The 21,769-nt window shown below is 56.8% G+C and carries 18 protein-coding genes and 1 pseudogene; 7 read left to right on the forward strand and 12 right to left on the reverse strand.

Annotated elements, in window-relative coordinates:
• Positions 1-47: 47 nt before the first annotated feature.
• Both JTM80_RS02675 and JTM80_RS02680 read right to left on the reverse strand, forming a co-directional pair.
• Positions 48-1,943 (reverse strand): AMIN domain-containing protein, encoded by a 1,896-nt coding sequence (locus tag JTM80_RS02675; protein WP_205370546.1) that lies wholly within the window; start codon positions 1,941-1,943, stop codon positions 48-50.
• A 272-nt stretch (positions 1,944-2,215) separates the two neighbouring features.
• Positions 2,216-3,030: pseudogene (locus JTM80_RS02680) on the reverse strand (IS5 family transposase).
• Positions 3,031-3,631: 601 nt separating this feature from the next.
• On the opposite strand from JTM80_RS02680, the gene JTM80_RS02685 reads away from it, so the two are divergent.
• Entirely contained in the window at positions 3,632-4,396 is a 765-nt protein-coding gene (locus JTM80_RS02685; RefSeq protein ID WP_172354046.1) for a metal ABC transporter ATP-binding protein, read from the forward strand.
• Positions 4,397-4,426: 30 nt separating this feature from the next.
• Positions 4,427-5,272 (forward strand): metal ABC transporter permease, encoded by an 846-nt coding sequence (locus tag JTM80_RS02690; RefSeq protein WP_205370548.1) that lies wholly within the window; start codon positions 4,427-4,429, stop codon positions 5,270-5,272.
• 173 nt (positions 5,273-5,445) lie between these two features.
• On the opposite strand, the gene JTM80_RS02695 is transcribed toward JTM80_RS02690, so the two are convergent.
• Entirely contained in the window at positions 5,446-5,808 is a 363-nt protein-coding gene (locus JTM80_RS02695; RefSeq protein ID WP_205370549.1) for a hypothetical protein, read from the reverse strand.
• A 262-nt stretch (positions 5,809-6,070) separates the two neighbouring features.
• A complete protein-coding gene (locus tag JTM80_RS02700; protein WP_172354049.1) occupies positions 6,071-7,270 on the reverse strand; it encodes an HhoA/HhoB/HtrA family serine endopeptidase in 1,200 nt (399 codons plus the stop codon).
• 266 nt (positions 7,271-7,536) lie between these two features.
• Here JTM80_RS02700 and JTM80_RS02705 point away from each other — a divergent pair, with 266 nt between their 5' ends.
• Entirely contained in the window at positions 7,537-7,908 is a 372-nt protein-coding gene (locus tag JTM80_RS02705; protein WP_172354050.1) for a metal-sensitive transcriptional regulator, read from the forward strand.
• A gap of 87 nt (positions 7,909-7,995) precedes the next feature.
• Here the strand turns inward: JTM80_RS02705 and JTM80_RS02710 are convergent, their stop codons facing one another.
• The 5 genes from JTM80_RS02710 to JTM80_RS02730 form a co-directional block, all read right to left on the reverse strand.
• Positions 7,996-8,574, reverse strand: a complete 579-nt coding sequence (locus tag JTM80_RS02710) for a glycoside hydrolase family protein (protein WP_225906918.1) — start codon at positions 8,572-8,574, stop codon at positions 7,996-7,998.
• 219 nt (positions 8,575-8,793) lie between these two features.
• Positions 8,794-9,453: an SDR family oxidoreductase gene (locus JTM80_RS02715; RefSeq protein ID WP_172354051.1), complete on the reverse strand. Its 660-nt coding sequence runs from the start codon at positions 9,451-9,453 to the stop codon at positions 8,794-8,796.
• Between the two features lie 139 nt (positions 9,454-9,592).
• On the reverse strand, positions 9,593-10,336 hold the full coding sequence (locus JTM80_RS02720; RefSeq protein WP_172354052.1) for an NrtR DNA-binding winged helix domain-containing protein: 744 nt from the start codon (positions 10,334-10,336) through the stop codon (positions 9,593-9,595).
• A complete protein-coding gene (locus JTM80_RS02725; protein ID WP_172354053.1) occupies positions 10,285-10,896 on the reverse strand; it encodes a nicotinate-nucleotide adenylyltransferase in 612 nt (203 codons plus the stop codon). Before JTM80_RS02725 ends, JTM80_RS02720 begins: the two co-directional genes overlap by 52 nt.
• A 96-nt stretch (positions 10,897-10,992) precedes the next feature.
• Positions 10,993-12,345, reverse strand: a complete 1,353-nt coding sequence (locus JTM80_RS02730) for a nicotinate phosphoribosyltransferase (protein ID WP_205370550.1) — start codon at positions 12,343-12,345, stop codon at positions 10,993-10,995.
• Positions 12,346-12,885: 540 nt separating this feature from the next.
• Between JTM80_RS02730 and JTM80_RS02735 the strand changes: the two genes are divergently transcribed.
• A complete protein-coding gene (locus JTM80_RS02735) occupies positions 12,886-13,479 on the forward strand; it encodes a MarC family protein (protein WP_172354055.1) in 594 nt (197 codons plus the stop codon).
• Between the two features lie 186 nt (positions 13,480-13,665).
• Positions 13,666-14,418, forward strand: coding sequence for a DUF3153 domain-containing protein (locus JTM80_RS02740; RefSeq protein WP_205370551.1), 753 nt, complete (start codon positions 13,666-13,668; stop codon positions 14,416-14,418).
• A 135-nt stretch (positions 14,419-14,553) separates the two neighbouring features.
• Here the strand turns inward: JTM80_RS02740 and JTM80_RS02745 are convergent, their stop codons facing one another.
• From JTM80_RS02745 to JTM80_RS02755, 3 genes are all read right to left on the reverse strand, one after another.
• Positions 14,554-15,750, reverse strand: a complete 1,197-nt coding sequence (locus JTM80_RS02745) for a glycosyltransferase (RefSeq protein WP_205370553.1) — start codon at positions 15,748-15,750, stop codon at positions 14,554-14,556.
• A gap of 362 nt (positions 15,751-16,112) precedes the next feature.
• A complete protein-coding gene (locus tag JTM80_RS02750; RefSeq protein WP_225906655.1) occupies positions 16,113-17,237 on the reverse strand; it encodes a transposase in 1,125 nt (374 codons plus the stop codon).
• A 124-nt stretch (positions 17,238-17,361) separates the two neighbouring features.
• Positions 17,362-18,741 carry a type IIL restriction-modification enzyme MmeI gene (locus JTM80_RS02755; RefSeq protein WP_205370555.1) on the reverse strand — a complete coding sequence of 460 codons (1,380 nt, stop codon included), beginning with the start codon at positions 18,739-18,741 and terminating at the stop codon, positions 17,362-17,364.
• Between the two features lie 113 nt (positions 18,742-18,854).
• Here JTM80_RS02755 and JTM80_RS02760 point away from each other — a divergent pair.
• Positions 18,855-19,915, forward strand: a protein-coding gene (locus JTM80_RS02760) for an ISKra4 family transposase (RefSeq protein WP_172353248.1) whose coding sequence is annotated in 2 segments (ribosomal slippage) — positions 18,855-19,011 and positions 19,011-19,915 — 1,062 coding nt in all. Because the reading frame shifts where the segments join, the coding sequence is not laid out codon by codon here.
• Positions 19,916-20,395: 480 nt separating this feature from the next.
• Positions 20,396-21,457 (forward strand): hypothetical protein, encoded by a 1,062-nt coding sequence (locus tag JTM80_RS02765; RefSeq protein ID WP_172354061.1) that lies wholly within the window; start codon positions 20,396-20,398, stop codon positions 21,455-21,457.
• The last annotated feature ends 312 nt before the right edge of the window (positions 21,458-21,769 follow it).

The following is a 21,769-nucleotide window of genomic DNA, read 5'->3' on the forward strand; positions in this document are numbered from 1 at the left end:
AAATGGCTGGATTGCTTTTACTTCTGCTTTCACGCCTACTTTCACGCCTAAAAGAAGCCGCGTGGCACATCCTGCGTTAGACGGACTTCGATAATCTGGTTCGGCAGGATCGTCGCAGGCTGGGGGGCAGTGATAAAGGTCGTCGCTGCTCCAGCCCCCGCTCCCAGGGCCAGCCCCACCAGCCCGATGCCGCCCGTCAGCAGGCCCAGCAGCAGCGCCCCGCCTGCACCAATGGCGGAATTCCGCAGTATGTCGTCTTCAGAGACGCGGCGATCGCCCGATAGCCGATCCGATCGCGCTTCGATTCGCTGATTGCGTCCACCCACGCTCACTGCCTGGGCCACAAAGCGGCTGCCCTCGCGATTCGTCTCGAACCGTCCCAAAAGCTGGCTGCCTGCCGGAAACACCACGCGCCCGCTGTAGTCGCGCACGGGTTCTGTCAACACAAGAACTTCTTGCCAAGGGCGATCGCCACTCAGCGTCAGCGGTACACGACCGGGATACCGCGCAATCATCGACGTGCCCGATGGCAGCAGCACGTTTGGGTTGAGCGGTGTCGCGGCGACCGATGCAGCAGGCAGGCGACTGGCGCTCGACGGGCGACTCGAACCGCCTTCATTCACCACACCCGGCGCAGGTTGCAGCACGGGAAGCGATGGACTGGGCGAGGCAGGCGCACGATTCACCTCAATCGGAACAATGGGTTCGGGTGTAGACGCAACTGGCGCAGGCGCAATCGGCGGCAGCGGATCGGGCAAAATTGGAGCCGCCGCAGGAGCCGCGCTGGGAACTGCATTGGGAACTGCACTGGGAACTGCCGCAGGAGCCGCAGGAGCCGCATCCAGGGGCGGAATCGTCACCGTGACCGGCCGCCCGTCTGGCGCGGAGGGCGGCAAGGTTGCGGGAATCTGCCATGCGCCAGAAGCACTGCTGCTAGGCGGCGTGGGAATCGAAACCGCGCTGGGCGCAGTCGCCCCTGGTGGCGTGGTTTGCAGGGTCGCTGGCATGGTTTGCAGCGCCGCAGCGGCTGAACTGGCGGGTGGTGCTGTCGCTGCGGCTGCGGGCGGAATCTCAACGGGCACAGGTGGGGCGCTTGGCAACAGCGTTTCAAATGGCAGCTCGTTGCGACGAATTCGCACGGTGGTATTGCTGCCCGATAGCTCAGGCGGAATCGGAGAGGACTGGGACGGCGTTGTGGCAATGACAGGCGGCGGCGCGGGCTGGGGAACGGCTGATGCAGGCGGGAAAGCTTGCGGCTGGGAGACTGGCGGCTGGGAAACTGGCGGCTGAATTGGTTCAGACGGAGCCGCTGGCTGGGGCACGACTGGCGAAACTGGCGGCGCAGCGGAAAGCCCAAACGGTTCCGCAGGCGGGATAGACGGCGCAACGGGCTGAGTTGCGGTGGTCGTCGCCCCCACCAGCACCGGACGCAGCACCCAGCGGATCTGTCCGCTGGACGCAGGGCCCACCTGCTGAAGTTGCACCTGCTCTGGCGCAAGGGTGGCATCGGGCGACAGTTCCATCACAATTCGCGTTAGCCCTGGCTGAAACTGGCTCACGCGCACCTGCCGCACTGCGCCGCCATAGACCTGCCCGGCCGGTACTGCACCCACATCGGTATTGGGCAGATCCATGACAATTCGCGTCGGCTGCGCCAGCAAAAACGTGCGTGGCGTAACGCCTGCGGGCACCGTGACTTCTAGCTGCGTGCTGGCGGGGTCAAACTGCCACTGGGTTAGGGTAGAAGCCTGGACGGGTGCGGCGGTGGTGGTAGAAACAAGGGTGGCGATCGCCCCCAGGCTAATCATGGTAGGGTTCGCCGCCATCGCCGCCAGTCCTAAACTTGCCCCCCATCGCCGCAGTCGAGTGCTGCTCAACCGTTCATTCAGACTTTGGTTCCGCCTTCCGTTCCGCTTGCCATTCCGCCGTGTTGCCTGTTGCATAATCCTAAAACCTGACTGGCCTAACCCGCCGCGCAGCCCAAAGCATAACCCGACTTCCCTGAAACAGACCCAAACGCTGCGTGTAGCGGCTTACGAAGATTTTAACCGCTTGGTCTGGTGTCAAGTCTAATGAACCTGCGCCAATTTCTCAACTTTTTTTCGGTTGCGCCTCGATAGAGATGATTTTGGAGGAGAATGCCCCGCTTCGTGCAACTTTTATAGACGACATAGTTTTATAGACGACATAGTTTTAGAGCTGATTTATAAAGTAGCTAAGCTGCCAAGCGCTTGAGCATCAATTGAATCATGGCACCGTAGATCATGGCTTCACTCATTTCGCAATACAATTCGTAGTCTTTGCTCAAGCGTCGATAGCGATTCAACCAGCCAAAAGTTCGCTCCACAATCCAGCGCTTAGGCAGAATTTCAAACGACTTGGAGGTTCGTTTGATGACTTCTACGCGGACAGGTTCTCCACAGACCTGTTGGACTGCATGGGCAAACTTCTTGCTGCTATACCCCTGGTCTACCCACACCACCTCAAGCCGGGAGAGTTTATCGCTGGCTTCATCGAGCGTGACCACGGCTCCAAGCCGTTCTGAGGCATTCGCTTCGGTGACTAATACCCCAATTAAAAGCCCTTGGGAGTCTACAACGAGGTGGCGCTTACGCCCCTTAACCTTTTTGCCACCGTCGAAACCGTAGATGCCCCCCTTTTTTCGGTGGTCTTGACCGATTGGGAATCAGCAATTGCCACACTGGAGTCTATGGTTCTGCCCATTTTCTGCCGCAGGTCTGCTCGGAGTTGGTCGTGCATCTGCTGCCAAATCCCCTTGCGATGCCATTTGCAAAAGTAGAAGTACACCGTTGTATACGGGGGAAGGTCATGCGGTAGCATTTCCCACTGGCATCCAGTACGCTGCACGTAGAAGATTGCGTTGAGGATTTCTCGAAAGTCCACTTCACGGGGACGACCAAAGCCTTTACCGGCAGGTATCAGCGGTTGCAAAACGCTCCATTCTGCATCACTCATATCACTGGGATAGGCTTTGCGCTTGGGATTGGCGATTTCCGGTAGGCGACTCATAGGCGGGCTTCAGAAGCATCTCTTTCAGACTAAAGTTCACCCTCAGGTTCGCCTGCCTCTATTTAGATTTTCTTTATAAATTAGCTCTTATAGACGACATAGACATAGACGACTTAGAGGGTGTTTGAAAAGGTATCGCCTGTAATGTTAAGCACTCAGAGATCCCCCCTCGCCCCCCTTAACAAAGGGGGGAAACCGCCTTAAAGTCCCCCTTTTTAAGGGGGATTTAGGGGGATCTTGCACGCTTTGCTACAAACAGTAGGACTTTTCAAACATCCTCTTAGAAAAGCCCAAGTTCAGGGTGCATCCCACTTTTGTAACCTCTACCCTAAATTCCTTTCCTAAAGCAGGAAAGGGACTCCCAATCTGGCTCCCTTTCTCCCGCTCTGGGAGAAGGGGCTGGGGGATGAGGGCAAACTCGCATAGGATGCGCCCCAAGTTTAGGAAACCAGACAAATCGCATTTCACCCGATCGCCCGTGGCAGCAAGCCCCGATCGCCTAGTAAGATGGTTCAGAATGATAACCATTCTCAAATCGGCTTCGCCCCAGATCCATTGGGCAAAACCGAGATGAAATCAGCGCTCCATCAGGAGGTGTCTTTTGCAAGAGGTTGTGTTGGCCGTGGAGCGGCTAACGGTGTATCGAGAATCCTATGCGGCGGTGCAGGAGGTGTCCTTTGTGCTGGAGGCGGGCACCGACACGGCGATCGTCGGCCCAAACGGTGCAGGCAAAAGCACGCTGGTTCAGGCGATTTTGGGGATTTTGCCGCGTCAGGCTGGGCATGTGCAGTGTTTGGGGCATCCGCTCAGCCCGTTGGGCAAGTTGCCCATGAGTGTGCGGCGGCAAATTGCCTACCTGCCGCAAAATCTGCTGTTTGACCGCCGCATTCCAATGACCGTGAGCGAATTGGTGGGGTTGGGCTGGGACGCGCTGGGTATGCAGTGGCCGTGGGCAGGTGGGGGCGATCGCCATCGGACCGTGCTGGATGCGCTGGAGCGAGTCGGCGCAAGCCACCTGCGCCATCAGCCCATCAGCGGACTCTCCGATGGCGAAACCAAGCGGGTGCTGCTGGCCTATTGTCTGGTGCGTCCCCGGCGGCTGCTGATCCTCGATGAGGCTCCGGCGGGGCTAGACGTACGCGGCGAGTCAGAGTTCTATCGCCTGCTCAACCAGCTCAAACAAGAGCAGGGCTGGGCGATTTTGCAAATTTCTCACGATTTGGAAATGGTGCGCCGACACTGCGATCGCGTGCTTTGCCTGAACCGCCGTCTGCTGTGTCAGGGCGTTCCCGAAGTCGCCCTGGCTCCCGAAAACCTGGCCGCTGCCTACGGCTCAGAATTCGTGCAGTATCGACACATACACTAGCATCACCCATTGATCTCACCCATTAACCCTATGTCTTTGCAAGCCGATTTAACTCGCGTGATTGAGCTATTTCAGTTCCCCTTTATGCAACGGGCGCTGATGGGCGGTGTGCTGACGGGGCTGATGGGCGGCCTGTTGGGCAGCTTTACGATCCTGAGACAGCTTTCGTTCTTTAGCGATGCCCTGGGCCATTCCACCCTGCTGGGCATTAGCCTGGGCGTGCTAGTGGGTGTTAGCCCGTCGATTGTGTTGCTGCCGTCAGCAGTTTTGTTTGCACTGGGCGTGAATTACTTGCTGCAACGCACTCGCCTGTGGACAGACGCGCTGCTGAACATAATCTATTCTTCATCGCTGGCGATCGCCGTTATTATCCTCAGTTTTGTGGATTCCTACAAAGGCGGTCTTAACAATCTCCTATTTGGGGACATTTTGGCTATTCAGTATTCTGATTTGTGGACGAGCGGCATTCTGCTTTGCGTCTGTGTTCTATTCGTCAGCCTGTCGCTGCGGACACAAATGCTGATGACGCTGAATGAATCGCTGGCGATCGCCCGTGGGGTATCTGTTGAGTTTCACCGCACGGCATTTATTGTGCTGCTATCGCTCGTTGTCGGGGTGTCGATCAAGGCGATTGGGGCGCTGTTGGTGAGCGCGTTTGTGGTGATTCCTGCCTGCGCGTCGCGACTGCTGAGCTGCACCTTTGCTCAGTATGTGCTGCTGTCGGCCGCTCTGGGAGCCGTCAGCGCCCTGGTAGGCATTGGGCTATCGGCCTGGTTTAACCTGCCGTCTGGGCCTAGCATCGTTGTGACGCAGTTGGTAATCTTTTTGGGGGCGATCGCCTTCTCCCAACTTCAGCCCACGTCCGCCCGCACCTGACCAGCCCCTTGCTGAGCCAAGTCTTTGACCCGCCGATGGTTCAATCTACTCGATACACTCGATACGTTTAGGACTTACGCAGTTGGACAACTTCTCGCGGGCGCAGCCCGCGAGAAGTTGTCTAAAATCCAGAGAACTTACCGCAAGTACGTAAGTCCTGACGTTATTCATCGTTACTCGAAAAAAGAAGTCCTATAGGAGACGCGACCCTCTCGATCAATTGAGATATATCGCCGCTTTTGAAGCTCATAGACAATGAGTTCCTTATCTACCTCGGAAATGCCCCCCTGGAACTGAAACATCGCCCCAATCGAGTTCAGTAACGTAGTCTTTTTGGTCGGCTTGGACTTGAGTAGCCGTTCCGCAACGTACTGGATTGTCTCTGGGTCGTGGGCCCGGGATTCTTTTTGATCGGGATGTGCTTCTTCCTCTTCTTTGCGAGCTAGCTGAATGAGATGCTGAGCCAGCCGAAACTTTTCCCGATACGTCAGCTCCTCACAAATATCCAGTATTTCGTTGTAGGCTTCGCTGTTCATCTCAGGCTTTGTCCGTCTCACTCTTTATTCAGTGCATTTGTGTGTCGAATATCCATTCTCCCTGGTGGCGCTACGAGTGCAACGGGTGTCAGCCCCGCAGACGCTTGACTGGCAATCCAAAATTGCAAATCGAAAATCGAGAATCGATAAACGCCAAAGGCAGAAGGTAGTCTACCATGCGGCCAGAAAGCAGCTAGAAAGCGGCAGCAAGTACCGCTTTCTAAAGATACGTCAGATACGTTAAAAATACGCTGGTTTCGCCTTAGCGGAGGGCGCTGCTGCTCTTCCCAGCAGGTTGCAGCTCTGCTGTGCGTACCGACAGCGTGCGGGTCAGATCGCCACGCTTCACGGTAATCTGGAGCGGCTTGCCCAGTTCACTGTTTTCCACAAGGGTTTGCAATTGGTCGGCACGGGTAATGGCTTGCCCATTGACCTGCGTAATCACGTCGCCGCGACGGATGCCGCCCTTGGCAGCGGGGGAATCGGGCACAATCCCCATCACCAGCGCCCCGTTCACCTCTGGCAAAATCAGGGTCGCGTTGGGGTCTTCGTTGTTGTCTCGCGCCTGTTCTGGAGTCAGCGTGGCAATTTGCACGCCCAGGTAAGGGTGCTGCACAGACTCGCCGCGAGCCAGTCGAGTGGAAATGTCCTTGGCTTTGTTGATCGGGATCGCAAAGCCGATGCCCATTGCATTGGCGCGGATGGCGGTGTTGATGCCGATCACTTCGCCCTTCTCGTTGAGCAGGGGACCGCCAGAGTTGCCGGGGTTAATCGCGGCATCGGTTTGAATAAAGTCCAGGCGCTTGTCGGGAATGCCTACGTCAGCACTGGAGCGGTTGAGCGTGCTGACGATGCCCAAGGTGACGGTGTTATCCAGTCCCAGGGGATTGCCAACGGCGATCGCCCAGTCTCCCACCTGCACCGCGTCCGAGTCGCCCAGCGTTGCCACCGGAAGGCGATCGCTCGTGTTGATCTTCACCACTGCCAGGTCGGTCACTTCGTCTACGCCGCGCACCTCGCCATCAAACTGACGGCCGTCCTTCAGGCGCACCGTCACCCGGTCGGCATCGTCCACCACATGGGCATTGGTCAAGATCGTGCCATCGGCGCTGATGATAAATCCCGACCCCTGTCCCCGCAGTCGCTCCTCATAGCGACCGCCAGGGGGAATCATGCCATCGCCAAAAAACTGGCGGAAAAAGGGATCGTTGAACACTGGGTCTAGGTTTCGAGAAACCGTGCGCTCCGTGTCAATCCGCACGACTGCCGGCCCGACCCGGTTCACCGCTGCTGCCACAAAGCTGCTCCCGCGCGCTGCCCCCACGGGCACATCAGCCGACGCGGCCGGAGTGGTCAGCGGATTTAGCAACAGCAGCCCACACAAAAACACCATCATCAGCCGCGCCACAATCCGACGCAGCGCTTGTAACTTCAGCCCATTCATGAACCTGTCCCGTTGCATGGCAATTTCTCGTCTCGCGCAATAACTCTGAGCGTGCCGGAACGCACTTGATGCAGACAGCGCTCCATCACATCCATCCCATATCTTAGCGATCGCCCTTCGCCAGCGACAGTCCAGCGGCGGTACGGTTTTCAGGACTGGGCTAAGATGAAGGCAGTTCGGGTAGCCGATGGGCTGCCCCTATCACCTGCTCTGTGGCACTGATTATCAGTAATTGTCGGTAATTGTCATAGCACCGTCCGTTTTGTACCTTTCTTGCCCCTATCATGACCGCCCCCAAGCTTTCGCAAAACAGCCCTGAGCATTCCCACCCGCAGTCTGATGCCGCACACCTGCATACCGACCCCGCCACGCCCGATCGCGCCCACATCCACAGCGAGGAATCGCTCCGGCAAATCCTTAATCGGCTGTCTCGGATCGAGGGTCATATTCGTGGCATCAAGCTGATGGTGCAAGAAAGCCGCCCTTGTCCTGATGTGCTGGTGCAAATTGCTGCTGTGCGGGGAGCGCTGGATCGCGTGGCGCGGGTCATCCTAGACCAACACCTGACTGAATGCGTCGGACGCGCTGCCCAGGATGGCAACATCGAGCAAGAATTGGAAGCCCTGAAAGCCGCGCTGGATCGGTTTTTGCCGTAGATCTGGCTCTAGTAATTGTTCTGGGTTCTGGTGTGGGTTCTGGTGTGGGTTTTGGTGACTGTTCCGGTGACTGTTCTGGTGACTGTCTTAGTTTCCGGCGATCGCCAGTTCCTCTCTCAGCATCTCTTCGTAGATATAGGGCAGCGAGGCGCTCATGGAATTGGTTTCGATGCCGTAGCCTAGACTGGTCCAAGTGGGGGAAAGGATATACAGCACCTCCTCAATTGCCCCATCGCGCAGCAGTTGGGCCAGGTCTACGCCCCAGGCCTGGGGGTCGCTGAGCCAGGCATAGACCACGGCATCCTGATATTCTGGCTCAAAGCTGTAGCTGCGCCAGCGCCACAGGCCAGACGGGTTGGGGTGATAGGTCTGGGCCTGCTCTAGCCAGGTGGAGGTGATGAACTGGTAGCGGCCCGCAGCCGTGGTGCAATCGCCCAGATTGGGCCCCGCGACGATGGGAACGCAGCGGTCGGGATGCTGGGAAAAATCCTCGAAGCGATCGCCCCCATAAATTAGCGAATAGGGCCGCGGATCGTTGGACTCGCTGGCAGAAATCGTCCGCATTAGCGCTCGAATATAGGGATCGCCACCCTTCATCCGCAGGGGAATCGGCGTGACGCTGCCGACGGGTTCTCCACTCCGCGGCAGAGACCCGTCCCAGCCCATCACTTTTTCCACGACAGGCAGCGCCATCAGCGCCAGCGCCCCCATCAGCAAAATGCGGGTCACGGCGCTGCGCTTGGACGGCAGCGGCTTGGGGGATGAGGTTTGAGAAGGAGGAATCAGAGTCACAAGTTGGCAAGAAGGTTCAGCATTGTGGAGTGCCTAGTGGAGTACCCAGTGGAGTAACCCAGTGGAGTACCCAGTGAATGAGCCAGCCTGGATTTAGGCGATCGCCCCAAACAGGTCACCATAGGAACGGGCGGGGGCATCGGGACGGGCCACCACTTCCACAATCTTATTGCGGGCCTCCGGTAAGGTTAGCGCTTCTACGCAGACTTCCGCCACCTTTTTGCGGGGAATGCGCCCGTCAAACAGCGTATCTGCGCCCTGCATTACTACTGCATCAGGCAGGTCGTCTTCTAGCAGCCCGCCGGGCCGCACGATCGTATAGATCAAACCGCTCTGCTGAAGGTATTCCTCCGCCTGCTTCTTCCAAACCAGGATCAGCCAGAACAGGTTAAGCGGATGAAATAGCTTGGACACGCAGAGCGACGACACCAGAACAACGTGCTGAATGCCCTGCGTCTTGCAGGCATCCACCAGATTCTTTGTGCCTTCCAGGTCTGTTTTGTAAGGGCCCGTTGGGTCGAAGCTGGGGGCGGCTCCGGTGGCGCAAAGCACGACGGTACAATCGGCGATCGCCGCTTTTAGGCTTTCCGGTTGCAGCACATCGCCCACCACCAACTCGGCAGCCGGAGGCAACACCTCGCGCCCCCGCTCCAAATTTCGCACCACCGCCCGCACGGGAATCTCTCGCCGCACCAGTTCTTCCACAATGCGCCGCCCCGTGCGCCCTGTTGCGCCTACCACACAAGCCTTCATCGCGATTTCTCCTGAATTTCAAGCCCTGAATTTCAAGCTTGTTCTGCCCGTTCTCGTTGCAGAACCTCCCAAATCCTACCCCAGCCCGCCCGCATTCCAGGTCGGGAAATCTCGCTCGGAACTGTGTAGCTACCCGATGTTAAATAAAAACCAGGGGTTTGTCTTTGAGCGGGGCAAAGGCATCGGCATCGAAACGGTAGAGGCTGGCGGGTCGGCCCGCGCCCCGCGACACCTTGATTCCTGTATCAGCCAAAAATCCCAGCTTCAGCAGGCGCGATCGAAAGTTGGAATAGTCTGAAAAATTTTCGCCCAGCACGGTGGTATATAGCTGGTACAGATCGCCGAGGGTAAACAGTTCGGGCAGCACCTCAAAGGCGATGGGGCTATATTCCAGCTTGTTTCGCAGGCGGCGATAGCCATATTGCAAAATTTCCTGATGGTCAAACGCCAGGTCGGGCAACTGGTTCATGGGATACCAGGCGATGCCGCTGACCCCATCGGCAATCAGTTCTGCATCTGCCAGCCGCACCAGCGCAAAGTAGCTCACCGACAGATAGCGCACGCCATAGCGGTTTGGCGCTTCTCGCGGATCGCGCTGGGGCCCGCCAAAGGTATATAGCTGTTCCAGGTACAGGTTATTGACCCGAATCTTTTCAGACAGCACGCGATAGGCCGCGTCCTCCAGCGATTCGCCCTGGCGCACCAGCGTCCCCGGCAGCGACCAATAGCCCAGGTAGGGGTCGTTGTCGCGCATGACCAGCAGCACCAGCAGCCGATTCTGTTCCGTATCGACAGAAAAAATGACGTTATCCACGCCCACTTTGAAGTCTGCTAGCTGGTGTGGAGTGGAGTCACTAGGCTTGCGGGAGTGTCGTCCTGGCATGAGGTGTAGAGGCGCTGTTGGTGAATATATGCCTCGATGGGAGGAATGAGCAGGTGTGGGTCTTTGTCGGTGCGGTAGGCGGTGGAAGAGGCGGGAATGCCTTCGTGGGGGGCGATCGCCACCGTTGCGCCCAGTTTCCGCAGCGGCTCCAGATCCGCCTCTTGCAGGGGATAGCCCGGCCGGGGCACCACCAGCAGCCGCACTGCCTGCAACAGCGCCTCCACCCGATACCACTTGGGCAACTGCGCCACCAAGTCAGACCCTACCACCAGCGTAAACGTCGCCCGCTGCCATCGCCTCCGTGCCCGGTTCACCGTCACCAGCGCTCGCGGATGGCTGAGGTCAGGATAGACGTGCAAATTCCGGCGAGGGGGGTGAATTGCCGCCACCATGAGCCGCAGCATGGCCGTGCGATGTTCCAGTGGCGTTTGGTGCAGCTTGAACGGGTTGTCCGAAGCCCACACTGCCACCTCATCAAACTGATCCGCCAGCCATACCAGAATATCCTGGTGGGCGCGGGTTGGTGGGTCGGCGCTGGTTCCAAAAAGGGCGATGTGCATATCAGGGGCAAGGGGCTATGGGTTAGGAGTAGGGGATTGATTTGAGCGTTGTCTTTTCTGCATGACCCGGCCTAAGCATCAGCGATTAATCGGCGGTTATCCCCGCAGCCGCGCCTGCGTCTCTTCGGTCAGGCTGTGTAGTGCGGGCGTGATTTCTGGCGTGTAGGGGTCGATGCAGATGACCTGACGGAGGGTGGAGGGGAGGGCGGCAACGTTGGCGCGGGTTCGCTGGGCGATCGCCTCTAGCGGTTCGGAGTGAGCGAGGCGCTGGCCCTGCTTCATCACCTGTTGCAGCAGCGGTTGGGCGCTGGGGTGAGATTCGGTGCAAAGACCGAGGCGATCGCCCCCAAAGCGTCCATCCTGCACCAAGCGAAACACCTGCTTGCGACCGGGGTAGGTGGCTTTGCCGCTAGAGCCTTTCAGAGTCGGGATGTTGTCGATTTCGACGAGCTTATACACGCCGTTGACCGGAGAACCCGTGACCAGTTTCGTACCAAAGCCATAGCCGTCGATGGACGCTCCCGCCTGTTGCAGCCGCTCGACTTCGTACTCATCTAGGTCGCCGCTGGCAAAGATGGGAACACCGGGAAGGAGCGATCGCACGGATTTCGACAGTTCCACCAGATCACCAGAATCCAGCCGCACGCCGCCCAACTCCAGCCCTTCCAGTTTCATCCGCTCGGCTAGCCGGGCCGCCGCCGCCTCAGAATCGTAGGTATCGATCAGCAGCGGCGCTTTGGGAAAATAGCGATGAAATGCGGTGAACGCATCCTGCTCGCTGCCTTCCAGCGCTTCCAGCGCCATCACCAGCGCATGAGCCATTGTGCCGCTGGGCTTGCGTCCCAGTTGCAGCGCCGCCAGCACGTTTGAGGTCGCGTCTAACCCCGCCGCCAGAGCCGCCCGCGCCGCCCAAATCGAAGCCTGGGGACTAAAGGCCCGCCGCGTGCCAAATTCCAGCAGCGTCGCTTCGGGGCCTGCCAAATCTCGCAGCCGCGCCGCCCGCGTCGCGATCAGGGTTTGATAGTTCAGCGTGTTCAGCAGGTAGGTTTCCACCAGTTGTGCCTGCCAGAGGGGTGCTTCGATCCGCAGCATTGGTTCATGGGCAAACACGACCGTCCCCTCCGGCAAGGCCCACACGTCGCCGCCAAAGCGCCCGGTTTCCAAAATGTCCCAAAACGCAGCAGGTGCATGGTCAAACAGTCCGGTAGCCCTCAGTGCGTCAAGCTGGGACGTGCTAAATTTCAACTGTTGCAGGTAATCCAGGGCTTGTTCCAGCCCCATTGCCACCAGATAGCCAAAGCTCTGGGGCAGCCGCCGCACAAATAGCTCGAAGCTGGCGGGTCGCAGTGCTAGGTCTTCGCCGACGTAGCAAGCCGCCATTGTGAGCTGGTAGAGATCGGTCAGTAATCCGTAGTCTGCGGGCGTAATGTTCAGCGCAGAGGCAGCCATAAGCCAGGTTGGCGAGTGAAAGAGGAGGAAGCTTCAGCCATCATTAGCCACCATCAGCCACCATCAGCCGTCATTGATGATTAAAGATGATTGAAGATGACAGGACTTACGCACTTGTAATAGGTTTTCTAATAGGTTTTCTGGGTTTTGGACGACTTCTCGCGGGCGCAGCCCGCGAGAAGTCGTCCAACTGCGTAAGGACTGGATGATTGAAATTATAGTAACTTCAACCATAAATGTCTATGGCTAACTCAGGTTGTCTTGGAAGAAATGCTCAGCAGAGCGATTAATAGACGGTCAGGTTGTGCCCAGTTTTACTAAAAAAAACCAAAACTGCGGACAGAACTTTCATGAAGATTGCGTTGAAACGCTTCTTAGAAATCTTAAGCATTTTCGCCTGGACTGGTCTTCTCACCTGCGGCTAGTGTTGAAACCAAGCCCCGCTGTTTGGTGAGCGTCTGCTCCAAGTCTGGGGGGACTCTCTGGGGCGATCGCCCTTACCTGCCTGCCTCCTGGGATTTACAACGCCGCACCTGCCCTATGGACATTTCCGTTCTCACGCAAACATTTCTGGCAATCTTTGTGCTAGCCGATCCGCTGGGCAATGCGCCGATCGTCGTGCTGCTTACCAAGGGCATGGATCTCGACCAAAAAAACCGCGTGGTCGATCGCGCCACGCTGGTTGCCACCCTGATTTTGCTGGGTTTTGCCTTTGTCGGTCAGCCGATTCTCACCTATTTGCACATCAGCACGGCCTCGCTGAAGGTGGCGGGCGGGCTATTGCTGCTGCTCGTGGCGCTGGATATGTTGCAGGGAGAAATTAACACTTATGAGGCGGAGCAAGAGCGCGACGTGGCGATTACGCCGCTGGCACTGCCGCTGCTGGCAGGCCCTGGTGCGCTCACCACCGTCACGCTGCTTATGGCCGATCGCCCTACGGCTCGCCTGAGCGTGGTGCTGGGGATCGTCTTATCAATGTTCGTGACCTGGATCATTGTGCGCCAGTCTACCCGCATTGAAAAATGGCTGGGCGAAACCGGAACCACCATCGCCGCAAAGCTTCTGGGCTTTATCCTGGCAGCGCTGGCAGTAGAAATTGGCAGCGCGGGAATTCGAGAACTATTTTTGTCCTGAAGGTTGTCCAGCAGGTTTGGGGTGGGCGTGATGGCGTTTTGATGCGTTGGGGAGAGTTGATGGTGGGATGATGAGATCAAGAGAGTGTTGAAGGATTGGAATGAGACAACCTTGGGCTGTATTTAAGCTCATTCCTCATTCCTCATCCCCAGACCTCACATCTGTTCCCCTGCCAGATTTCCAGCCATGCGCCGCCTCCTACCGCTGCTCCTCCTCTGCCTCTGTCTGACGGGCTGCATTCAATACGACGTGGGCATTACCTACGACAGCCAGATCCACGGAGAACTGGTGCAGCGGATTCGGCTGGATGGGCAGATTCCGGCGGCGCGGCAATCGACGGCGCGGGCATGGCTGGATGGCCTGGAGCGACAGGCGCGGAAACTGGGTGGCAAGGTGCGCCACCCGTCGAAGCAGGAGTCGCTAATTACCATTCCGTTTAATAATGGCAAAGACTTGGCCGCGAAGTTCAACCGCTTTTTTAACCCGTCTGCGGAGGAGCGGCGGCAGCTTTGGGGGCCAGATCTGGCGGAACTACCTGCGATCGCCGCTCAGATGAGTGTCCGTGAAACGAACCTGCTGCTGGTGCAGCGCAATCGGCTAAGTTTAGATTTGGACTTGCGATCGCTCGCCGTTCGGGGAGCGGATGGCCGCCTGCTGGTGTCGCCCGGTGGTCTGCTGGATGTCGATTTCAGGCTCAACACGCCTTGGGGGGTGCGGCGCGTGGACAGCACCCCAGCAGCGGAGGTGGGCGATCGCGGAGCGTTTCCGAAGGAAAATCGCCAGCTTGCCTGGAGGCTGGAACCCGGCGAGCTGAATCATTTGGAGGCGGTGTTTTGGGTTCCCAGTCCTCTGGGTTTAGGAACCGTGGCGATCGCCCTCATTGTCGGCATCGGTATGCTGATTAAAGCGTTGCTGGAGGGGGATGGGGGAGTGGAGTGATGGGGCGAGAGAAAAACCGAAAAACGAAGAGCGAAAAACGAAAACTGGAATCCCTTCGCTCTTCCCTCTTCGTTCTTCGTTCTTCGTTCTTCCCTCTCCGTTCTTCTCTCTTCTCTCTTTCCCCCTCCACCCCTCCTAGCTCCCAACCTCTGGCTCTCGCTCTGTCCGAATCCACTGGGTTTGACGGTTTGTGAAGAAGCCGAAGTAGCGGGGAATCTTGCGAAGCACGTAGAGCGGAATGCTCAGCAGCGCATGGGCGGGGATCAGCGCTGTGCCAAAGCGAACCCATGCGCCGGAGAGCGCGCCCAGCAGCAGGCAGCCCTGGGCCAGCAGCAGCGCCGCAGGCAGGGGAGAGGCACCCAGCGGCAGGGCGATCGCCGCCAGACCCAAAGTCATTGCCCACAGCATCACCAGCAGCGATAGGGGCGGCACGGCCAGATCAAGGGCGATCGCCAGCAGGTCAATACGCCCTTGCCGCAGCGCTTGCCGCAGCAGTCGGGGAACTTGAGTCATCAGTGTGTGCAGATGGCCATGCTCCCAGCGGGTGCGCTGCTGGTCGGCGGCGGTTCGGCGGGCGGGCAACAGCCCCATCACGTAGGCGGTGGCGCAAAACAGGGGCGGATGGCCGGCGATCGCCAAGTCCAGCCCAAGCTGCATATCTTCCACAATATTGCCGCTGGCCAGGGACACCTGCCGAATCACGTCCCAGGGAAAGGCCATGCCCGTGCCCGTCAGCAGCGATGGTAGCCCCAGGCGGGATAGCCCCAGCAGGCGCACCTGATTTTTTACCAGAAACGCCAGGGAGGACACAGCGCTGGCGGCACTGGGGCGGGGCGGCGTTTCCATCAAATAAACTGCCTGCACCGGGCGATGGGTTGCCGCTGATAGGCTGGCGATATCGGACAGTGCGCCAGCGTTCATCCAGCAGTCTGCATCGGCCATTACCACCACTTCTGGCGGGTTTTTGGCAAGGTGGCGCAGCCCAAAATCCAGCGCATAGCCCTTGCCACGACGATCGGGATCGCGCCGCTCAATCACCTCAGCGCCAGCCGCAAAGGCTACAGCGGCGGTATCGTCGGTGCAGTTGTCGGCTACCACCAGCAGGCGATCGCCCGCCTGGAGCTGCGGCAAAATCGTGGCGATCGCCGCGCCAATGCCCGCCGCTTCGTTGTGAGCAGGCATCAGCACCGTCGTTCGGGGATGCACTCTGCGTCCGCGCATTCTAGGCGCAGGCAGCGGCAGTAGCGCCATCGCACATTCCACAAACAGTACCAGTACGGGCACCAGCAGCAGCCCCGCAAGACCCAGTAGCAAAAAATTAAGCAACAGCATACGGCTTCGCCTTCAGCAACCAACTTGAGACGCGCAAATCAAGACACATAAACCAGCGCTCTCTTAGTGTGGGTGGAGAAGGGCAGCGGCTAACTCCGAAAACTCACGCAATTTGCCAGCCTGCTAGACGTTTATATCGAGATAATCGCCTTTATACGGGTTTATACGGGCTTTGGCGAAACGCTAAAGTCCTGGAAAAAGTTCTAAGTAGGTAGACTAAATTAAAAATCAGATTCCAAACCCTGCACCGCGCACTGTGCGGGCAGTGCAGGGTTCTTGATGTTATGTTTATTGGTGTCCACTTACTTAAACCTGCTTAAAAAGTTAGGAGATAAAGATTTCACGCTGGTTGACTGACAAAACTAATCGGCGACACAGCAGTACGTGTGTACTTTGAATTCGATTCGATAGGTGCGTTGCTCATGCTGTTTGCGAGATGCCATCGCGGGTTCAGGATCGCGGTTATGAGTGAAACAGACATGACGGATGAGTGGCCACCCGTTCTCTAGGGCGGCTTTCAGCCAATCCCATCCAATGCGGAAGTAGCTATTGCCACGAAACCAATGGGGGTCAACCCATCGCCGTTTGCCTGTTGCGACGACCTCGAGACCTTGAGCGGTGACGTAGAGCGTCGCGACGGCCAAAAGGAACCAAAGCCGGGATAGGGCGCAGAGGGAGCGAATTTCAGATTTCTGGAGATTCCAGCCGTTGGATTGGTCATCGAGAAACGCCTCCTCAATGTCGAAGCGCAAGCCGTATTCCTCGAAGGTGCGCAGGTGGGTGGGTTCATCGCTGACGATGGTCCAAAACTCGCCGTTGAGGCTGTTATGACCAAAGGCGATATGCACTGGCCCGTACCACTCGCCTTTGTGGAGCTTCACGGTGTGCCAACAGAGAGCCTCCCCGCGCTGAAGGTGAATGTCCTTCAATTGACACCATCCATGGCCCGCCCGCCAAATCCAAGTATTCCGCTTGATGCGGATGCGGTAGTGCCACCCGAGTTCAGCGGTTATGGCGCTCATGGCCTCGGTGTGAATGAAGCCCCGGTCGGCTAAGACGACCACTTTTACCCCCGCCGGCAAGCGATGGGCGGCTTGGTGGAGCATCTCCCGGTAGTCACTGAAGGCGACGGACGCACTGCGGTGCTGGAGCACCCGCCAGACCACAGGCAACGCCCGGCCTCGATGCACCACCGCTAGGCGAATCAAGCAATACTCATCCCAAAACAGCGAGGTGTCCAAGCTCAGGTACAAACAATCCTCATCCCAATGGGCTAATGCCGCTTGAATCAGGGGCTTGTACAGGCGATGGACGTTCAGGCGACTGTTGTGCAGCCAGCGGCTTAGCCGTCGTTGTTTGCTTTGTGCCTGCACCCCTCGACACGGCACATAGGGCAGCCAGCGAGTCAGGTTGATTTCTCCGCGCTGGAGCAAAGCCACCACCATCCACAGGCAGGTCGTCAGATGGCTACGATGAGCCCAGGGCACCGATTGACCCAGCCAAGCGTTCAAGGCATTGTAGAGGGGGGAGTTTTTTTCACAGCATCTACGCTTTTGAGTGGTATCTAAGCTTAGAACGCTGGCTCCCCACTTCTTCCTCCAATCCCTGAAACTACCGCACCACAAGCTGTTCAGCAGATTTCAGGTAACTTTTGTCAGTCAACCAGGGTTCAATCAGCTCCAGATGGTCAATCGCGATCTTGCGGGCGATCATCATGGTGACTCGTGCCAGCTCTATGGCAAATGGGTTGATGTCCATCCCGTAGAATTGGTTTGGCGTTACGAAGCTGATGGAAAGCTGCTTATCGTCAGCCGTTTGGTAGCGACTGAGCTTGTCCAATAGCCGCAGTTCTATTTTCTTAAGTTCCTGATACGCCACATACAGGAAGTTTCCCGCCCCACAGGCGGCATCCAGCACTTTGTAATCTCTCAGCTTGCGATGCAGGATGTTTAGCTCTTTTTTGGTGTTGGCTTCAGCAATTAGGTCTTCCCACGGTTCCGTGATGGTCGGGATGACGATTTGCCGAATGTCAGCTTCGGAGGTGAAATGTACCCCGTGGGCATGGCGTTTTACCGGGTCAATCGCAGATTCAAAGATGCTGCCAAAGATGGAAGGACGAACCAGATCCCATCGTTGTTTGGCGCAGTCTTCCAAAAGCTTGAGATCTTCTGGGCTAAGCTCAATCGAGTGGATTTTGGCGAATAGCCCACCGTTGAAATAGTCAACGCCGCGATAGCGACCCGCCGGAACGATGCCCCGTTGGTTCATCGCGTTGAACAAGCCACCCAGGATGTCGTAGGAACTGCCTTTGCGCTGAATGCAGTCCTCTAGGCACGAAACAAACATATCGCAAGGCAATAAGCCCCGGTCTTCGGCAAACATCGCCAAAACGCACTGCAACACAAACCGCTGGGCTGCCTGTTCATCAAAGTCAAGATGGTTTGTCTTTTTGGCTCTGTTGCTCAGGTCTCGATAGAGTTGCCCCATCAGTTGAGCGTTGCGCTCTGTGATCTCGACCTGATTGTTTTGAAAGACGGGCGGCTTCTCATCTGGATACATGAAGCCAAAGGCACTTGCCCGATTGGGCAATTCCTCTAGCCTGACGACATCAACCGGAGCATCAACTTGGTTGTTGAAGTCAAAGATCCAGAACTCATCAAAGTTGCTCAGGATTGAGTATTTGGGTTTTGGCGCAAGCCTCATCCAGTAGCGTTCAAGCTGGTCGTAGTGGTGCTTGAGGTTCGCGCCCCTGGATTTCATCTCGACCAATAGGCGTGGCTTCCACACGAGATCCGCATAGCCCTTGTGCCCTTTTTCGCCGCCACGATCTACCCGATATTCAAACTCGGCTCCGGCGTGTTTGGCACTTTCGTATCCAAAGGCTCTAAAGAATTCGTTCAAAAACGATTGGGATTCACTTTTCTCGTCACCCTGAGCAAAGTGTTCTTTGCAGCAGGAAACAAAGGTCGCGAGTCGGGGTTCGTTTGGCACGGGAATCGCTCTCGTGGGGTGCATCCCAGTTATGCAATGAGTAGAAGTGCTTAGTGCAGATTAAGGGCAGACGCCGTAGGCTCAGAGCAGTTGCTCTAAGGATAGTTGAAGCGATGGATGCCACCAAGGAAGCCCAAATCAAAGCCCATGCACTGGCGTTAGCGGAGTTGCTTTACGACGAGACAGACCCTGAACAAGTCAAAACATTGGCCGGGATCGAAGTCGCCGTTCGTGACCACCTACTGGAGTATGTGGGGCCTGAGATCGGAAATTTTTTATCTGCACAAGCAGCGGCACAAGCTCTGGGCGAAAGCGGCACATCCAGAGTATCGTCGGACGCTTAAGTCTGAGTCAGCGCCAGAGCCAGCGGCTTAAGGTCAAGGCCCGCACCCAGTGGAGTCCTCAGGTTGAGACGTGCTGCTTGCTGCTGAGTGCCAACGAAGCCTATGCGCGAGCTGCCGACGATATCGCTGTGCTCACCGGGGTGTGCGTGTCAGGGAGTACCCAGCAACGGCTGGTGCATCGTCAAGACCTAGAGCCACCAGCGGTGGACAGCGGGGTTAAGGAAATGAGCTTAGACGGGGGCAAAGTCCGTCTGCGGACTCCTCAGGGGCAGCCCTGCCAGTGGCGCGATTACAAGGGGGTAAACCTGCATCAGTGCAGCATTAGCGCCTTCTACAAAGACAACGACAGCTTGGTCAACTGGCTCAACCAGCAGCCCTTAGCGCATCCCCTCGTTTGTCTTGGGGATGGTCACGACGGCATCTGGAACCTGTTTTCACAGATCGGGCATCGCAGCGAGCGCCTTGAGATCTTGGACTGGTACCACCTGATGGAGAATTTGGGTAACGTGGGTGGGTCTCAACAGCGTCTTGATGCCGTCGAAGCCTGCTTGTGGCAAGGGGATGTGGATGGGGCGGTTAGGCTATTCGACGACTGGTCCCATGAGCGGGTAGACCAGTTTATCGGCTATCTGGCTAAGCATCGGCTCCGTATCGTTAACTACAGCTACTACCAAGCTGAGGGGATTTCAATTGGCTCGGGTGCCGTGGAGTCGACTATCAAGCAAATTGGTAGGCGGGTGAAAATTTCAGGCGCTCAGTGGAAGGAAGACAACGTTCCACAAGTCCTTCGCCATCGCTGCGCTTATCTCAATGGTCAATTCTCATCCTGAGTCTTGTAAGACTGGGATGCACCCCTCTCGTGAGGTTGAAGGCAATCGCCTGTACTCTGATCAGATCTGCTAAACCTTTGCTGGGCAAGGATTTCGACAGATCTAAAATGAATTTTGAAACAAAGGCGATCGCTTACTCAAGATTCCCGATTTGTTAAAGTTAAAAACGAAAATGTGCTGTAAATTCATCAAAAGATCAAACAAAAGTAATAGATAGTACACAGGTTCCATGAATTTAATACACCTGAAAATAGATAAGCTTGGTGCGTCAGGTATATAAATACCTTTGCTTATGGGACGAGTGATGCGCGATCGCCCTCTAACTGCTATTCGCATTGAATTGTGTGGCAAGGGACTGAGACTGTCAGGGCGATAAAGTCGTGACTGCAAAATAACGAGGTCGGTATAAGCCGCAAAAAGTCGTGAAAAGCCGTATAGTTTTGAAAAATCGACTAAACGTACCGAGTCCGGCGATACACTGTGTGGTGTGAACCTATGGATCTGGATGAGTTGATCAGGGTTGCGGATGCTGTTGTTCGGCAAGAACTCAAACGACCGCTAAGCGATTTGGAGCGCTATGTGCTGCAAGAGTCGTTTAAGGGCAAAAGCTACGAGCAAATGACAGACGGCTGGGCTTTTAAGACGGTGAAAGATGCAGGTTCGCGGCTGTGGAAATGTTTTTCTCAGGCGCTTGGAGATGGCGTAAAAGTTCAGAAGTCTACGTTTCAGATGGCGCTAGTGCGCTTGTCAGAGCGGCTGGGGCATCGCCCGCCCGAACCTGCTCAAGCGGCTCTCTCCCCAGACTTATCCCTTCAAAAAAAGTCAATTAACTTACCTACCAATCCATTTGGCGATCGCGGCTGTATCACCGACCCCTCTCGATTCTTTGACCGATATGAGATTCTCAGGCAGGTCTTTGAAGCGTTGCATCATGGGGTCAGTGTGTCGCTGGTCGGTGAGTCGCGGATAGGAAAGTCTTCTTTGCTGGCGATGATTTGTGCCAAGGGGCCGGCAAAGCTTCAGCTACCGCCCACCGCTTTTGTGCAGCTCAATATGCAGTCGATTCGAGATGAAGCTGAATTTTTTGAAGCGCTGTGTCAGGAACTGGGCATCGAGCCGCCCTGCCGGGGCTATGCGCTGCGTCGCAAGCTGAAAGATACACACCATATCTTGTGTCTGGATGAGGTCGAGCGGATGAGCCATTCCGACGACTTTAGCGGGCGCGAGCGGACAGAACTGTGGGGGCTGGCAGATGGGGCGATCGCCCCCTTAACACTCGTCACCGCCAGTCGCTTGCCCCTGAGCCAGTTGTTTCCCGACTCACCAGAGCAAACCTCCCCACTGGCAGGCATTTGCCAGACTATTCAAGTAGAGCCATTTTCGCCTGCGATCGCCCAATCTTTTATCATGCACCGTTTGCAAAATGGCCCAATCCAGTTCACGCCTGCCCAAATCCACCAGCTAATTGCCCAGAGCGGGGGGCATCCTGCGCGTCTACAAGAGAGTGCGTCAGACCTGTACCGTCAGTTGTTGGAAGCCTGAATTGACCACAATGCCACAGTTTTCTGTAGATTCCCAATGCTCCTGGGCTTCGAGGCGGACTCGCTGCCTTAGCCTGTTGCGAGGGCAACACTATCTCTGGCTACTGTATTGGGTTTATTTTCGCCCAACTCGGTTGAAGGAATATTTCTATCACATTAATCCTGCAATCTATAAGGCTGAACCAGGGCTTCAGACCATCTTTCGCACAACTCAGCTTTCGCCGTATCGGAATCTTTACTGCATGATTCCTATCCTGAGTCTATGTTTTGGACTGGGGCTGGGGCTACCTTTATTGTGGCTCGCGGGCTGGCA

The sequence above is a fragment of the Thermoleptolyngbya sp. PKUAC-SCTB121 genome (assembly GCF_016919485.1).
GTDB lineage: Bacteria > Cyanobacteriota > Cyanobacteriia > Elainellales > Elainellaceae > Thermoleptolyngbya > Thermoleptolyngbya sichuanensis.